A 15,797-nucleotide genomic window follows, 5' to 3' on the forward strand; every position below is an offset into this window, starting at 1 on the left:
CATCTTGCGTTTTTTGTGTAGCAATTCGACATTTGTTTAACCAAAACTTTTTATCAAATGATCGAGAAGAGCTTCGGATTGTTATTTTTTTTAAAACAATCCAAAAATCAGAAAAGTGAAAGCCGGTATGTTTTCCTTAGAATCACCGTAAATGGCAAATCCAAGGAAATTTCGACCAAAAAGCAATGGGAAATTAGCCGCTGGAGTAGTAATTCGGGGCGTGCTTTAGGAAACAAGGAAGACTCCCGAACCCTTAATGCTTATCTTGAATTGCTGAGTGCGCAGGTTTATTTTGCCAAACAAAAACTGACAGAATCAAAAAAAGAAATCACAGCAGAGGCCATTAAAGATTTTATTCAGGGTAAAGTAGAAGCCAAGAGAATGATCCTTGAAATTTTTCAGCGTCATAATGATCAAATGGAAGCGCTTGTCGGAAAAGAATTTGCTCCGGCGACTTTGACTAAATATAAAACTTGCCTGAGCCATACCCGTTCTTTCATTGAGACTAAATACGGGAAGAAAGATTTGGAGTTAGAGGATTTAAATTTTGAGTTCATTTCAGAATTTTCTTTTTGGCTAAAAACTGTACGTGGCTGTGGTCAAAACGCAACGGTAAAATACTTAACCAATTTTAAGAAAATTGTTATCCATTGTGTTAATAACGGATGGATTCCGCGAGATCCTTTTTCTGGATTCAAGCTTTCAAAAAAGGAAGTGGAGAGGGATATATTGTACAAAGATGAACTTCAGGCGATTGCCGATAAGGAACTAGCTATTGAAAGACTTGCACAGGTAAGGGATATTTTTCTTTTCTCCTGCTACACTGGTCTGGCATATATTGATGTTAAGCAGCTCAAACGTTCAAACCTGTTAATGGGGATCGATAGTGAACCATGGCTTATGACCAGTCGAGAGAAAACAGATTCCTCTATCCGGATACCTTTGCTTCCAAAGGCCAAGGAAATTATCAATTTTTATGAAAAGCATCCTTCATGTGTGAAGTCGGGAACGGTTTTGCCAGTACTAAGTAATCAAAAGATGAATGCATATCTAAAAGAGATAGCTGATTTATGCGGCATTACAAAAAAACTGACCTTTCATGTAGCCCGCCATACGTTCGCTACCACCATAACGCTGACCAATGGGGTGCCTTTTGAAACGGTTTCTAAAATGCTTGGTCATAAATCGTTAAAGCAAACTCAGCACTACGCAAAGATTGTGGATTTGAAAGTAAGTGAGGATATGAAAATGTTAAGAACCAAACTTTAAATGCTATGTAATTCAGAGGCCTGGTCAAACTCCCAGTTTGGTTAGGCCTCTAACTGTATTTACGATTTATGTAGAAGCGGATTCTTATTTATAAGACTTTTTTAAAACTGAATGAGTTTACAGAAATATCAAACAACGTGGGTAAATCCCAAAGAATATGTCGGCTATTTTACCTTTGTTGATATTCTTGATTCATGTAAATTTTACAGTATTGGTAAGAATGGAGAATTCGAGCTTCGACTGCTGATAACCAGGCTGAAAGGGGATACAGATGAGAATGTCTTTAATTTAGGCTTCGGTGTTTGGGATAGACAGCGAAAGATCGTGGATGATACGATTGAAACTAGAAATAATGATATGCAGCAAATTTTAGCTACTGTGGCCGACAAAGCGATTGAATTTTTACGAAAATATCCTCTTGCAGCTTTATACGCTGAGGGAAGCACAGTTGTTCGAACCCGGCTATATCAAAGAGAAATCGCTAAAATTATCGATGACATTCCGATTGAATTACGAATCGACGGTTTGATCCGTAAAGACGACGTAGGTTTCATCCCATTTCGAAAGGGAATAAATTACGATGCGTTTTTGTTATCCATTAAATGATTTATAAATTTGGTTATAATAACACTGCAATATGGGCGCTACCTCGGTAAAATATAAAAAGAAAGTTGCTGCAAAAGAAACTACGGCAGAAGTGCTTGCTATTGATTATATGAAAAGTAATATTGTCCAAAAAACAATAAAAATGGCTGCTACCTTGAAAAAATATCCGAGGCCGAAAAATAATAGCTAGCAGAAAGATTTCGGTTTCCGACAGGGAATCAATATTAGATCGATTTTAACCTTATAAAAGCAAAACTTAAATATGAATTGTAAGGTCGATTGCTACTTCTAAAGTATGACCTTAGATAGAGGGAATTTTATATTTGATTAGAAAGCTCTGTTAAATAAAATTTAGCAGGGCTTTTTGATTAAGTGTGTACCCAGAAATTTAAAAATTGAGCGATTTAGGTTATCTCTGATTCCGTGAAGTGATATTTTTAATTAAAGGCCTAAAACTAATTTTTGAAAATGGCTTATGAGACGACCGTACCTCGGCTTGTTATTAGCTTATCTATTTTTCTATCCGCTTTGTAAATGGAATTACAGGAGATCGATTACAGGCCAATTTGAAACAATCCGGAATGTAATGTAGATTTGATTCCAACAGAAACTAAATTTTTTAATATCAAATGCTCTCAGAAGATCAACAGGATTTTTATCTCAGGTGGCTTGAGAAGGCCGACAATATTGTAAGCGAGGATATAGCCAGCCTTATTGATAAGTATGTAACCTTATTTACCACCTACAACTTTCTTTATAACATTGTTCCGATAAAAAAAGCTCAGGATACTGGCAATGTAAGAGAACAGGTCGGTGACAGAGCTGGAGCCACTACTTTTACGATTGACTTTCTTGGCGCTACTGCTATTTCTCATTTTTTAACACAAGAGGCACTTGACAATCAAATTGACAGCTTACGCCTGGCGATGCCTGATTTTAATATTGATTTGAATAAAGGAATCCCTCAACCCAGGCGTGACCAACAACTTATTAATGGCTTACAATCAGCAGTCCCTGGCACGAAGATCCTTGCATTGATGAAAACACTCTATTCAATCCGATGCAATATTGTTCATGGAGAAAAAGCACTACATCAATATCAAGAGATGCTGTTGCTGCCGGCAATTCAGTTGCTAAGAGCAATAGTTGTGTATGTACATAGTAGGGTTGATACCTAAGCTAAGTAGCTTCCTCTCCAGGATATTATAAGTTAACTTCGTTATCCTCGTAATAAAAGCCTTTACAGTCGTGACAGATGGTAACGTTTAAGTAGTTGCCCTATTTCAGATCGCTATATTCGACCCAATTTTCGCAACTCTCGCACATTCCCCATTGGTCTTCGCTCCATGGTCTCTGGACACTAATCAAGAAAATGTGGCTGTCCGAAATGCTTCATAGCGTACCTTTCAGAATTATGTTGCACGATTTGTTGATAAATAGTTTGCCAGTATCTGATTATAATTGGCATGTAAGATATGTAAAGGAGCAGTTCCGCCTTAGGATGCTCCTTTATTTTTGAAGTCATTCCTTCGAATCAAGCTTATATTCTCCCCTGATCCGCAAACTAACAACAACTTCCTTATCCGTCTTATTTTTAAAATACCAGCCGTGACGTCCTTCAAACGGAGCCAGGAAAGTCCCGATCATATTGCCCGAATAGGCCGATGTGTAACTTTCAAAGAATTCATCTTTTCCAGGATTTGCCTGTTTAGGCTCTCCGTGAAAATCGAAGTAAAGCACCCCTTTATTAGTAACCCATTCGTATTTTACTTGCCCGTATTTCAAAACATTTATTTTGTATTCAAGCCCTTTTCCTGCCGGCACCCGGATCGTAACACTGTCCTGACGCAGTTCAAACTGCTTTGCAGGGGCGGGGTTATCTACTTCCCTCGGTATAGGAACATCTGGTCCTGATCCTAGTTCTTCAAGTTTTAGCGGTGGATAGGATTTCGGCCCGTCTGTTTCAATGGTTGCAATACCGACCGGCGAGTCCGGCAGATAAAGGCGACTGAATCCGAGTGATTTGCCCGTTCCCAATGGATCAATTCCATATTCAGCGGGTAGGACCGCAGTTACAAAAAGTACACTTCCCAGCACCAGGGCAAAGACAGTCGCCTTTACAATTTGTTTAGTTTCTAAAAGAGGTGGATTGATATCTGTCATGTTCTTTATTTTTATTGAGTGAAATAACCTGTTAACTGATAGCCGATCAAAAGAAAGCCGGCCGCCATTAGTAGCGTATTAGCTAAAGTGGAGAACCGTTTGAAGCTCTCACTGTAACGCCAGGCGCTAATAATAAGCAGAACCAAAATCAAAGCCAGAAATTGACCGATTTCAACGCCGATGTTAAAACCGATCAGGTTGGTTAGAAGTCCCTCCTTTGCAAATTTGAAATCCTGTAACTTGCTGGCTAAACCGAACCCGTGAAATAGGCCGAAGACGAGCACCGTAGCTTTTGTATTTGGCTGGAACCCGAATAATTTCTGAAAACCACCCAGGTTGTCAAAGCCCTTATAGACAATCGAAAAGGCAATGATGGCATCGATCAGGTAGGCATTGATTGAAATGTTTGCCAGCACACCAAGCAGCAGCGTCAGGCTGTGTCCGATCGTAAAGAAACTGACATAGATCAGAATGTCCTTGGGCTTGTAAAGAAAGAATATTACCCCAACCAGAAACAAAATATGGTCGTAACCGGTAATCATGTGCTTAGCGCCGATATACAGAAAGGGTACGAATGCGGCACCTTCGTTGCCAATTAAAAAAGATCTGGTTTTATCATCCACACCATGCGCTAATGCGCTGCCGACCGCTATGCTTAGCAGTAAGGATAGACTAAAAAATAACTGTTTTTTGTAATTCATAAATTGGACGGAGATTTAATGAGACCCGGATTAACATGATTTTGTCAAGCAGTTAATCCGGGGGAATGCTTCATGAAAAATGAGTGGGTTCGAATCTATTAGGGTCTGTCGTGACTGTGGCCATGGGCCGTTGTATCTGTCTGAGATTTATCATGACTGTGACCATGTTCGATAGAATCGTGATTGGTCGAGTCGGCAGAAATTAACTTAGTCGAATCTGTGTGGTTCGCATGCTCGCGACCATCGCCGTGGGTGTGTGTGCCTTTTTCAGATTTGCTTGAGCAGGCTGTTAAAATACCAAAAGACAGCATTGAAATAAAAAGCATTCGTTTCATAAAAATTGAGATTAGATGAGAAATTAGTAAGACTGTTTGATACGATTTTGATTGAAATAAGCTATGAGTTAATCTGATAAATTAACACGGTTTGGATGCTTGTGACGGAAAAGAAAAAAAACGAGAATTAGGAGCGTCAGTGTTAAAGTTCCACCGTACAGAAAGTCTTTTCCTGGAAAACGGCTTCCCCAGAAACCTGCAATCGGATAAGCAATTGCCCACCACAAATGCGAGAAAGCGAAATGGGAACCATATACTTTGCCTTGCTGGGCATCTTCGATGTTTTCCCCGATCAGTGTTTCGGAAGGTATTTCAGCCAGGCTTTGTCCCAGGCCGGCAATCAGCCATAACACCAGTAAAATGGAAAAACCTACGTAGTTGGCTGTGATGACGGCAAGTCCAAGCAGAAATGCACCCGTGAGAAGTGATAGCCGGCGGCTTTTGCTTTTATCAAAGCTGCCCGAGAAGAAAGCAGCAATGGAAGCGCCGATCCCAAAGGCAGCCATAACCCACCCATAATGCTGATCGGTAAGTTTAAGGCCTTCCTTGATATGCCCGACCGTATTGACCAGGATCTGGGCACCGGCAATGGCGGATATAAATTCAATTACCAGCGAAAAACGGATCAACGGATTTGAAAAAAGAAGTCTGGTGCCATGAAGCACATCCTGCCATGTCGACAGTGGCTTTTCAACGGATTCAGTTTTCGAATTTCTTAAAAGATCCGTCGGAAGCATCAGAATCAGAATCCCTGCAAGCACGAAGGAAACGGCATCGACCAGGAAGATATTTCTTGCCCCAAACCAGACTGCCATGATCCCGGCAAGGCCAGGCCCCAGCACGCCAAGGAGTTGGAAGGTAGCGCTTGAAAGCCCGATTGCCGGACGGTACTGTTCCTTGGCAACAATATGAGGGATGATCGACCGGTAAGTAGGTGTAAAAAAGGCATTAAAGACGTTGAGCAGAAAAACAAGCAGATAGATCTGCCACTCCTGCGTGATAAAGACCATGCCAATCACAATGGCCATTCTGATAAAATGGGTGATGTAAAGGATTTTCTTTCGGTCGATCCGGTCAGCCAAAACTCCTGCAAACGGGGAGAAAATAATAAAAGCAGTCACGCGCAGCGTCAGTGCAGTGGATAAAATGATGGCCGAACGATCCATGCCAAACTGGTAGGATAATAGCGCAAGGCCGATCCAGGTAAAAGCATCCCCCAAAAGGCTGATGGTCTGAGCAAAATACAAGGTGGCAAATACGCGGTTGCGCAAGGCTTTAAAAGGCTCTGCAAGAGCAGTGAAAGCACCCGTTTTTTTCATTGGATCAAGTTTAAAACTACTTTAATTACTCCTGTTTATTCTTCTTCCGACGCGTTAATCAATGCCGACAGGATTGCATAGGCTCCTTTTGTGACGATGACCGCATCGGCTGCAACCGTAGAAGGAAGTATTACCTGTGTGAGATTATCCTGCTGGATCCCTTTTCTGACCGGTACCATCTTGTAGCTGTAACCTTTGTCTGACTGGGAAGTCTGTATGAAAATGTAATCCTTGCCTTCTGATTGCACGATGGATTCATTTGGCAAAACAGGTACGGAGTCAGTTGTTTTTTCAATCCAGGCTTTGGCATACATACCAGGCAGCAATCCTTTGCCCGAGGATGGCGACAAGTGGCAATGAACCGGTATCATCCGGTCGTCGGCTGTCGCCTTTCCGATCAGAAAGACTGTGGCTGTGCGGTTCAACTCCTGTTCACTGCCTAGCCCGAACCGGATCGTTTGTCCGGCTCGGATCTGGTCAATGTCTTTTTCAAAAACATTCAAGGCAAGATGCAGCTCCCCATTTTTTGCCAGTTCAAAAAGCACATCGGTGGGATTGACATATCTGCCAATGTTGATATTACTTGTCCGTACATAACCCGTAATCGGGGAGTATAAACTGGCTGACGGAAGTATTTTCCCTTCGGAAAGCGCTGCTTTGCTGATTCCTGCCATCGATATCTTGGCATCAAGTGCGCTGAGCTTTGCTTTCATAACCTGCAAATCAGAGGTGACCTGCTGCAAAGTCTTGGCCGCATTGACGTCCTGTTTGCGAAGCAGCTGCTGACGGTCGAATTCCTGTTGTAACAAGGTTACACGGCTGCTGCTTTCCAGATACTGCTGTTGGATATCAATAAATTCAGGGTTTTCCAGCGTGGCAATGACCTGTCCTTTTTTGATGGGCTGGCCCGGCAACAGGCCAGCCGTTTTAATATACCCACCCAGCGGTGCTGAAATTGTTACCACACTTGATGGCTCCACATCGATTACGCCCGTGGCCTTAATGATGCTCTTCAAATTGCGTGACTCGACCTTTCCGGTCTGAATGCCTGCCATCGCAAACTGGTCTTTGGAAAAAGTAATCTGATCTGCAGATTCCGCTTGCGCGGTTGTATCCTTTTTTACAGTTTCTTCATCCGATTGCTTTTGTTCTTTACTACACGCTGTCAGCAGCACCAGGCCCAAAGCCGAACCTAAAGAAAGTCTTTTTATAAATTTCATAAAAGAAAGTTTTGAAATGATGGTTACTGGATGCCCGCAAGCGTCTGGATCTGTTGCACCGTCAGATTGTACAAATAAAGTTTGTCCAGATAATCGGATTTGATCCTTGTGGCAACAGAAATGCTTTGAAGCAGCTGGCTGTAAGAAGTTTCCCCGCTGCTGAAACCCTGCCGGGCCTGGCTGGTGATCAGATTGGCCTGAGCAAGCGCAGTGCTTTCATAATACTCCAGTGCAATCCGGTTCTTGTTATACTCCTGAACCAGTGATTTCAGCTCCCCCGAAAGGTTCGTATTTTCGTATTCCAGCTGCGTTTTTGCGATTTGCTCTGAAATCCTGGCTGCGTTTGACGATGCCCGGTACCCTCCTGGCAATAGGGGTATGGAGACGCCCGCGTGCAGCACATGAAAACGGTCGGAAAGCGAAAAAACTTCCTGATTTCCTGTTGCAATCTGCACACCGCGGAAAGACTGGTTGGTATAACCCAAAAGGATTTCGGGCAGTTTTTTTTGTCTTTCCACCAGAAGCTGCTGCTGACTGACGGTAATTTGCTGTTTCAGGTAGGCTAGTACCGGATTTCGGCTAAGTGTGTTACTGTCTGCGAGTGGCAAGTCCAGGATGAGTTTGGAAAGTGTCTGTTCGGTACTGGTAACAACCTGGTTGGTATTCAGAAGCGTTTGCAGCTGTTGAGCCGCAATATTAATATCAGCCTGGTTCTGGCTCATCAGGTTTTTAATCTCCATAGCCTGTGCAGCTGACGTCGCCCTTTCAAGCTGGCCTGTTTCTCCCGCTTGATAACGTAGATCGCTCGCTTTCATTAGCCCCGAGTAGATGCTGTCCTGCTCAGCTAAAACCAGGCTTTTGGCTTTAAAGTAAACCAATCTTTCGTATGCTGACCTTACCTCTTTGATCAGCTCGTTACTACGAACGGCCTGTTCGAGCGTGCTGCTTTCGATGCGGGCTTTTGCCAGTTTTTTCTGGCTTGCATACAATCCCGGCAAAGCCAGCCGCTGGGTCAGGTTAAAGGAATTATCACGCTCCTGACTGTTGATATTCCCCTGTGAAAAAAGAAAATCCGTTTTAGGCAGGTTTACAGCTCCTTTTAGCAACGCCTTCTGACGGTCAGTTTCAAAGCCAGCAATTTTCTGGCCGCTATTGTTTTTCAAGGCCATCTCAATGGCCTGCGGAAGCGTCAGTGTTTGCAGTGAAGGTGCCAGCTGTTGCATCGGTGTTTGGGCCAATAATGGCGCAGAAAGACCTAGAGCGAAAATGATGATTGTGACAGAAGCCATAGCGCCCTTACTGCTTTTTGGTTTTATGGAACCAAAATAACTGTAAAGCACGGGCAGCACGATCAGGGTCAGAAGGGTTGCTGTGATCAGGCCACCGATCACCACTGTGGCCAGCGGCCTTTGTACTTCGGCACCTGAGCTTTGGGAAAGGGCCATCGGAAGAAAACCAAGAGATGCCACGGCCGCGGTCATCAAAACGGGTCTGAGCCTGATTTGTGTTCCCTGGATTACCCTTTGGTAAACATCTGTTACACCTTGTTTTTCAAGCCGGTTAAATTCACTAATCAAAACGATCCCATTTAAGACTGCTACACCAAATAGGGCGATAAAACCAACGCCCGCAGATATACTGAAAGGCAATCCCAAAAAATAGAGTGCGAATACCCCACCAATGGCGGAAAGTGGTATGGCAGAGAAAATCAAAAGACTTTGCTTGAACGAATGGAATGTAAAATAAAGCAGCAGCAGAATCAGCGTCAGCGCTACCGGAACAGCAATGGCTAGCCGCTCTTTGGCTGCCTGTAAATTCTCAAACTGGCCCCCGTAGGTCACATAGTAGCCCACCGGTAGCTTCATCTTGGTATCAATGATGCCTTGTATATCCGCCACAATGCTCTGCACATCACGGCTTCTGACGTTAAAACCCAGGGTGATCCTTCGTTTGGCATTGTCACGTTGGATCTGATTCGGGCCTTCTCTGTACTCAACATTCGCCAGCTGCTCCAAAGGGATTTGCTTTCCTGAAAGTGTGCTTACATACAGGTTTTTAACATCGTCAATATCCCTACGGCTCAGGCTGTCCAGGCGCACGACCATCTCAAACCTTCTTTCTCCTTCATAAACAAGACCAGCGTTTTCTCCTGCGAAGCCCGTGCGGATCACCTGGTTGACATCTTCGATATTCAGACCATACATGGCAATCTTGTCCCGGTCAAAATCAATTTGTATCTGGGGTTGGCCCGTAACTTCTTCTACGTACAGGTCCTGCACACCATCCACACTGCGGATCAGCTTTCCGACGCGGCCAGCCAGCTGTGAGAGCACATCCAGGTCTTCACCATATATTTTCAGGACCACATCCTGTTTTGCGCCGGTAATCAGCTCGTTAAAACGCATCTGGATCGGCTGCTGAAAACCAAAGGTGGCATTAGGTATTACGGCCAGGGCCGCCTGCATTTTTTCAGCCAGCTCTTCCCTGGAAGATGCGGTGGTCCACTCTGATTTGTCCTTCAAAATGATCATCATATCACCCGCTTCAATAGGCATCGGATCGGTTGGGATTTCACCCGAGCCAATTTTATTGACCACCTGCTTGACCTCGGGGAATTTGAGAATGATCTTCTGTGCTTTTTTCGAGACATCCAGCATCTGATCAATCGAGCTTCCGGTTAAAACACGGGTCTCGACGGCAAAATCCCCTTCATCCAGCTGTGGAATAAACTCACCGCCCAACATGGAAAACACAAAAAGGCTTAATGCAAAAAGGCCAATGGCTAAGATCATGACGAGCGCTTTGGCGTTCATAGCCGCTTTAATCACAGGCGTATACAGGCGCTGGAAAAACTGCATCATTCTGTCCGAAATATTAGGTTTGTGACCGGGCTTTTTACTCAAAGCCAAAGCAGCAATCATGGGCACATAAGTAAGTGACAAAATGAAAGCACCCAGGATAGCGAACGAAACGGTCTGGGCCATCGGGCGGAACATTTTCCCCTCAATGCCGACCAGTGCCCAAAGCGGAAGATAAACCATCAGGATGATAATTTCTCCGAAAGCCGCCGAACTGCGGATGTTTGTCGTGGCGTGATAAACTTCGTCGTCAATTTCATTTTGGGAAAGACGGTGGGTATATTTTTTACCTACGATGTGATGCAGGGTGGCTTCCACGATAATGACGGCACCATCCACGATTAGCCCAAAATCAATCGCACCCAGGCTCATCAGGTTACCCGATACGCCAAAGAGGTTCATCATCGAAATAGCAAAAAGCATCGCCAAAGGAATCACTGAGGCGACAACCAGGCCGGCCCGGAGATTACCCAGAAAAAGGATCAGGATGAAAATGACGATGAGTGCACCTTCGATCAGGTTTTTTGAAACGGTATGGATCGCGCCGTCAACGAGTTTTTTGCGGTCTAAAAAGGGCTCGATGGTAACACCTTCCGGTAGGGTTTTCTTGATCTGTTCGATGCGGGCTTTCACGTCATTAATAACTTGTGACGAATTCGCTCCTTTGAGCATCATCACAATTCCGGTCACTGTTTCACCTTCACCGTTACGGGTTGCTGCCCCGTACCGGACGCTGCTTCCAAAGCGAACAACAGCTAAATCCCTGATAAAAACGGGTGTGTTCCCATTATTTTTTACCACAATCTTTCCCAGGTCTTCCAAGCTTTTAACCAGTCCTTCACTGCGGATAAAGTAGGTAGTTGGGTTTTTATTGATGTAAGCACCTCCGGTGTTCTGGTTGTTTTTTTCAAGGGCAGTAAAAATATCGGTCACGGTAACCCCCATGCTTTGCAGTTTATCAGGATTGACCGCGATCTCATACTGCTTTACATATCCGCCAAAGCCGCTTACTTCTGCTACGCCGGGTGTGCCCAGCAGCTGCCGCTTGACCATCCAGTCCTGGATCGTGCGAAGCTCCATGGCATCAAACTTGTCTTCATATCCTTTCTTGGGATGAATCACATACTGATAGATTTCTCCCAGGCCGGTCGTAACTGGGGCCATTTCAGGGGTGCCGACACCAGCAGGTATTTGTTTTCCGGCTTCAACAAGCCTTTCACTGATCTGCTGACGTGCCCAGTAGATATCAGTACTCTCTTTGAAGACAATGGTGACGATTGACAGCCCGAAACGCGAAAATGAGCGTATTTGATCAATTTCAGGTATACTGGCCATGGTCTGTTCGACCGGGAAGGTGATCAGTCTCTCTACTTCCTGAGCCGCAAGCGTAGGACTTACAGTGATCACCATGACTTGGTTATCGGTAATATCGGGCACGGCATCAATGGGCAGTCTGGTCAGCGAGTAGCTTCCCCAGGCAATTAACGCCAAAGTGAAAATGCCGATTATAAGTTTATTATAGATCGAAAAATGAATGATTCGGTCAAGCATCCTGAATAATTTAATAGATAGAATAAATCAACCCGTTCACGACGCAACTAATGCACCCTGAAAAGAATTGTTATACCAGAAAATTAAATGATCAGAATTTTGGCGGTTGCCAGATGCTGTAAGAAAAGCTGGAAATTAGCCTGGATACGAATGAGAACTTTGGCTTGTTCACGTCAGCATAGTTCGCTGGATGAAATACAAGACTGTAAAGAGGCGTAAAAAAGTAATTGACTACCGTGTTCAGGTGGTTGTGATGAAACGGAAGATTTTCGTGTCCACCAGAGTTTTTGTGGTGCTCGTCAGCATAATGCATGCTCAGAAACTCCAAAATACCAAGGTCATCATGATTAGCATCCTGGTGATCATGTTCGTGCTCGTGGTAATGCTCAATCAGCTCAGCTATCCCGGAAAGTTCATGCATGTCTTGGTTTGGCAAAAAATTTACCAAAAGCAGTCTCATGCATAAAATCAGGGCCAGTGCTTTCATTGAGGGTAAAAGTAATAAAATATTTGTAATTCAAAACTTCAAAAACTGTTTTCTGACTATTTACATAGCTAATTTAATAGGTGCGCAGAAAATTTATACATCGTTAACGATGAATTTGGAAAGAAACCTTTTGTTTGATCTTCAAGAAGTGACAAGATTTTTAGGCACATTAGAAGAAATATTTGATAACAATTCCAACAATAGCGGCGATTAGAATGATATAGGGTTCCTGTAATTTTTTGATGTAAACTAATGAAAGTATAGTGACAGCTGCAATTATGGCCGAGGGAGTATCGACAATTGAACGGCCGGCGATCACAAACACAGATCCAACCAGGGCCCCGACGACAGCAGCTGTTATCCCGTCAACAAACGCTTTGATGCTATTGTTTTTAGAAATTTTCTTAAAGTAAGGTGCAGGCAACACCGTAAACACATAACAGGGTAAAAATACACCCAATGCGGCAACGACAGCACCTGCAAAACCGGCAACCAGAAAACCAATGAAACCCACAGTAATTACAACAGGTCCTGGTGTGATCATAGCGACAGCAACTGAATCCAGGAACTGCTGCTCATTAAGCCAGCCCATTTCATTGACTACACCAGCTTGCAAAAATGGAATAATGGCCAGGCCGCTCCCAAAAACAAATGCCCCTGCCTTGGTAAAGAACCATCCGATTTGAATAAGCTTATCGGGTTGATATTGCCAGAAACCAATACCCGCTAAAAACACGATTGATAAAGCAGGTTGCCTGTTTTTTTGAAGCCACTTGGGAGGTGCTTTAACGACCATGTAAATAAAGCCAAGGATCATAAAAAGCCAGACTTCCTCTCGTTGAGTAACTGCCGTTACAACGGCCATGATCACAAAGAAGAGCCACAGCAGCCAGCGGTTTTTAACGGCTTCCCATTCCAGTTTACTGACAGATTTGATAGTTAGTTTGTAACAACTTAGTGTGATGATACCGATAACGGCCGATCCAACTCCGTAGAAAACAGCCTGCATCCAAGGCAGTCCGCCATAAAGCTTATAGGCCATGCCAAGCAAAACAACCATCACAAAAGATGGAAGCACAAAAGCAAGCCCTGTCAGCGTAGCACCCCAGACGCCGTAATGCACATATCCCAGATAAATTCCCAGTTGGGCCGCCAGTGGACCAGGCGCAAGCTGCGCCAAGGCCAATCCTTCCCGGTATTCATCTTCACTGATCCACATGCGCTCTTCTACCAGGTCACGGTGCATATAGCCGATAAGGGCAACCGGGCCACCAAAACCAAGCGTGCCCAGTTTTAAAAAGTATTTTGTAAGATCTGTCAGATTGTATCTGTCTGTTTGATTTTGGGTTATGGTTTCCATATATGTTTTTCTTTTTGAAGGTATTTTGCCCATGCATACAGTGCATCATATACTTTAAAGCCAACTTCGAGCATTTGATGATCGTCTGTGATGGTATGTGAAAGACCAGCTGAAATAGCCCATAATCCGGCAGCCTGCGGTGCGAGTTCAAAACGGTCTGTGTCGGCAGCCCGGACAATAACAGCAAGCTGCTGAATAGCAGGGTCATTTATTTTATGTTTGGCAACAATGAAATCAAAACTGCATTGGTCACCATAGTGGGAATATTCAGCGCCGTCTATATCATAGGGGATAGCATCCAGTTCCAGAGCTTTGTCAAAGACCTGATCTTTGGGAACATAGTAAAATATAGCCTCCGGATCTACGAAATTCTTAAGTAGCCAGGGGCAGGCGATCCTATCAATTTTTGGACGTTCCCGGGTGATCCATCTCATTTTGTCAATGGGTTGCGTGTGAGTTTTTTCCTGATTTACCCAGCACGTCCAATGCAGCCCTGAATCCTTTTGCCAGTGTGAGCGCAGGACCGCTCCCGTAATAATGAAGAAAAATGATTCTTGGGTTTTCTCCGAACATGTGGTTATGAAGCGCCACCACCTCCAGGTTATGTGAGCGCAGCACCTTGATAACAGCATTTACTTCTTCTTCCAACATAGCGATATCGCCGGCCACATGTGCACTATCCTTGTTACCGGCGAAACTTGCCCAGGAATTCAACCCAATGGCAGCTGTCATTTCAGCACCCATGGCCATTACCGTAAGGTCATCCCTGCCAACTGTATATTTATAGGTCGGTCCGTTGACCGTTCCTGTATATTTTACAACCGCATCCAATGTCGGAATGTCAAATAAGTCTTTTCCGGTAGCGGTAGGCGGCGCGGAAGGAGCAGGCTGATTGGCAGGTGAAATCTTGGCATCTTTAATTGTTGCCGCAAACTTTTTGGCCAGTACCTCTGGAGTGCCCATGCCGTGCAAATGCATGTAAAAAATACGAGGCTGCTCATAAAAAAAGTGATTATGGATAGCCCCGATTTCCAGCCCATTGGCATGCGCCGCTGAAATCAAAGGATTTACTTCTTCTTCCAGCAAAACCGTATCACTCATTAAAACAGCTGATTTGCCATCGACTGTTTTTTTAATAGATGCCCATCCGCCAAAACCGAATGGTATCGGGACAGGTTCTCCTTTAATGGTTACTTTCAGGTCGTTACGTGGAAGTGGTGTGGTATGGACTGCCTGACCTTCATTATAAGAACCTTTTTTACCCATGGCCGCCTCAATCGCTGTAATCTCTTCTTTAGTCAGAGGGGGCGTCTTGACCGCGATGCTTTCCGCTTTGCCAACATGAGCACCCACCAGTCCGGCAGCTGTGAAAAAAGTACTTGATTTGAGCCAGGCTCTGCGTGAAAAAAATGTTTTCGTCATGATTTCTTTTGTTAATAATGATCAAAAAATATGAGGTGACTTTTAAACAAATCACTCTTTCAGTATCGTGATTGCGCCTTTTTGGTCTTTCCACGCCTGGATGCCGCCTTCCAGTCTTTGGGCTGAGAATCCTGACTGACGAAGCCTATCAACAACCTGCCTGCTTACTTGATGTCCATGTACGCAGTAAACGACTACGGGCTTGCTTTTATCCAGCGATTTAGCCCATTGGTCAACCAGGCCCGGATCCTGCCACCTGGCAGTAGGGATTACCTGCGTTTTATCCAGGTCTTTTTTTAAGCGGACATCAATGATTTGCAGATCGGATCCGGTACTCAATAGGGATTTTAAGTTTTTCACAGAGATCGAATCGGCCTTTCCGGTATTATTATCCTGTTGGCAAGCCCAATTACCCAGGATTGTGTGATCAGTAAAGCCAGTTGTCAATAAGGCAATGCTACATAGGAACATGTACCCAAAGAGCTTATTTTCCATGATTGCAGTTG

The 15,797-nt window shown here is 44.2% G+C and carries 14 protein-coding genes; 3 read left to right on the forward strand and 11 right to left on the reverse strand.

The window, feature by feature from the left end; genetic code table 11:
• Positions 1-57 precede the first annotated feature (57 nt).
• The 3 genes from E0F88_RS16135 to E0F88_RS16145 all read left to right on the forward strand — a co-directional run bounded on the left by E0F88_RS16135 (position 58) and on the right by E0F88_RS16145 (position 3,053).
• Positions 58-1,269, forward strand: coding sequence for a site-specific integrase (locus tag E0F88_RS16135; RefSeq protein WP_131959298.1), 1,212 nt, complete (start codon positions 58-60; stop codon positions 1,267-1,269).
• 111 nt (positions 1,270-1,380) lie between these two features.
• A complete protein-coding gene (locus E0F88_RS16140) occupies positions 1,381-1,875 on the forward strand; it encodes a DUF6934 family protein (protein WP_131959299.1) in 495 nt (164 codons plus the stop codon).
• Positions 1,876-2,504: 629 nt separating this feature from the next.
• Positions 2,505-3,053: a hypothetical protein gene (locus E0F88_RS16145; RefSeq protein ID WP_131959300.1), complete on the forward strand. Its 549-nt coding sequence runs from the start codon at positions 2,505-2,507 to the stop codon at positions 3,051-3,053.
• A gap of 343 nt (positions 3,054-3,396) precedes the next feature.
• Here the strand turns inward: E0F88_RS16145 and E0F88_RS16150 are convergent, their stop codons facing one another.
• From E0F88_RS16150 to E0F88_RS16200, 11 genes are all read right to left on the reverse strand, one after another.
• Positions 3,397-4,038 (reverse strand): hypothetical protein, encoded by a 642-nt coding sequence (locus tag E0F88_RS16150; RefSeq protein ID WP_131959301.1) that lies wholly within the window; start codon positions 4,036-4,038, stop codon positions 3,397-3,399.
• Between the two features lie 11 nt (positions 4,039-4,049).
• Complete coding sequence (locus tag E0F88_RS16155; protein ID WP_131959302.1) at positions 4,050-4,739, reverse strand: HupE/UreJ family protein; 690 nt, start codon at positions 4,737-4,739, stop codon at positions 4,050-4,052.
• Positions 4,740-4,837: 98 nt separating this feature from the next.
• On the reverse strand, positions 4,838-5,074 hold the full coding sequence (locus E0F88_RS16160) for a hypothetical protein (RefSeq protein WP_131959303.1): 237 nt from the start codon (positions 5,072-5,074) through the stop codon (positions 4,838-4,840).
• A 68-nt stretch (positions 5,075-5,142) separates the two neighbouring features.
• Positions 5,143-6,393 (reverse strand): MFS transporter, encoded by a 1,251-nt coding sequence (locus tag E0F88_RS16165; RefSeq protein ID WP_131959304.1) that lies wholly within the window; start codon positions 6,391-6,393, stop codon positions 5,143-5,145.
• Positions 6,394-6,428: 35 nt separating this feature from the next.
• Positions 6,429-7,613: an efflux RND transporter periplasmic adaptor subunit gene (locus tag E0F88_RS16170; RefSeq protein WP_131959305.1), complete on the reverse strand. Its 1,185-nt coding sequence runs from the start codon at positions 7,611-7,613 to the stop codon at positions 6,429-6,431.
• A gap of 23 nt (positions 7,614-7,636) precedes the next feature.
• A complete protein-coding gene (locus E0F88_RS16175) occupies positions 7,637-12,022 on the reverse strand; it encodes a CusA/CzcA family heavy metal efflux RND transporter (protein WP_131959306.1) in 4,386 nt (1,461 codons plus the stop codon).
• A 91-nt stretch (positions 12,023-12,113) separates the two neighbouring features.
• On the reverse strand, positions 12,114-12,509 hold the full coding sequence (locus E0F88_RS16180; RefSeq protein WP_165940081.1) for a hypothetical protein: 396 nt from the start codon (positions 12,507-12,509) through the stop codon (positions 12,114-12,116).
• A 169-nt stretch (positions 12,510-12,678) separates the two neighbouring features.
• Positions 12,679-13,869: a chromate transporter gene (locus E0F88_RS16185; RefSeq protein ID WP_131959308.1), complete on the reverse strand. Its 1,191-nt coding sequence runs from the start codon at positions 13,867-13,869 to the stop codon at positions 12,679-12,681.
• Complete coding sequence (locus E0F88_RS16190; RefSeq protein WP_131959309.1) at positions 13,857-14,303, reverse strand: chromate resistance protein ChrB domain-containing protein; 447 nt, start codon at positions 14,301-14,303, stop codon at positions 13,857-13,859. Before E0F88_RS16190 ends, E0F88_RS16185 begins: the two co-directional genes overlap by 13 nt.
• A gap of 4 nt (positions 14,304-14,307) precedes the next feature.
• Positions 14,308-15,291, reverse strand: a complete 984-nt coding sequence (locus tag E0F88_RS16195) for a DUF1259 domain-containing protein (RefSeq protein WP_131959310.1) — start codon at positions 15,289-15,291, stop codon at positions 14,308-14,310.
• Between the two features lie 51 nt (positions 15,292-15,342).
• Positions 15,343-15,786 (reverse strand): rhodanese-like domain-containing protein, encoded by a 444-nt coding sequence (locus E0F88_RS16200; RefSeq protein ID WP_131959311.1) that lies wholly within the window; start codon positions 15,784-15,786, stop codon positions 15,343-15,345.
• Positions 15,787-15,797 lie beyond the last annotated feature (11 nt).

Source organism: Dyadobacter psychrotolerans, assembly GCF_004349265.1.
Lineage (GTDB): Bacteria > Bacteroidota > Bacteroidia > Cytophagales > Spirosomataceae > Dyadobacter > Dyadobacter psychrotolerans.

Coding starts and splice junctions, on each gene's coding strand:
- E0F88_RS16200 (WP_131959311.1), bottom strand. CDS start 15,786: ATGGAAAATAAGCTCTTTGGGTACATGTTCCTATGTAGCATTGCCTTA.
- E0F88_RS16150 (WP_131959301.1), bottom strand. CDS start 4,038: ATGACAGATATCAATCCACCTCTTTTAGAAACTAAACAAATTGTAAAG.
- E0F88_RS16145 (WP_131959300.1), top strand. CDS start 2,505: ATGCTCTCAGAAGATCAACAGGATTTTTATCTCAGGTGGCTTGAGAAG.
- E0F88_RS16165 (WP_131959304.1), bottom strand. CDS start 6,393: ATGAAAAAAACGGGTGCTTTCACTGCTCTTGCAGAGCCTTTTAAAGCC.
- E0F88_RS16160 (WP_131959303.1), bottom strand. CDS start 5,074: ATGAAACGAATGCTTTTTATTTCAATGCTGTCTTTTGGTATTTTAACA.
- E0F88_RS16195 (WP_131959310.1), bottom strand. CDS start 15,291: ATGACGAAAACATTTTTTTCACGCAGAGCCTGGCTCAAATCAAGTACT.
- E0F88_RS16190 (WP_131959309.1), bottom strand. CDS start 14,303: ATGAGATGGATCACCCGGGAACGTCCAAAAATTGATAGGATCGCCTGC.
- E0F88_RS16170 (WP_131959305.1), bottom strand. CDS start 7,613: ATGAAATTTATAAAAAGACTTTCTTTAGGTTCGGCTTTGGGCCTGGTG.
- E0F88_RS16155 (WP_131959302.1), bottom strand. CDS start 4,739: ATGAATTACAAAAAACAGTTATTTTTTAGTCTATCCTTACTGCTAAGC.
- E0F88_RS16180 (WP_165940081.1), bottom strand. CDS start 12,509: ATGAAAGCACTGGCCCTGATTTTATGCATGAGACTGCTTTTGGTAAAT.
- E0F88_RS16135 (WP_131959298.1), top strand. CDS start 58: ATGATCGAGAAGAGCTTCGGATTGTTATTTTTTTTAAAACAATCCAAA.
- E0F88_RS16140 (WP_131959299.1), top strand. CDS start 1,381: ATGAGTTTACAGAAATATCAAACAACGTGGGTAAATCCCAAAGAATAT.
- E0F88_RS16175 (WP_131959306.1), bottom strand. CDS start 12,022: ATGCTTGACCGAATCATTCATTTTTCGATCTATAATAAACTTATAATC.
- E0F88_RS16185 (WP_131959308.1), bottom strand. CDS start 13,869: ATGGAAACCATAACCCAAAATCAAACAGACAGATACAATCTGACAGAT.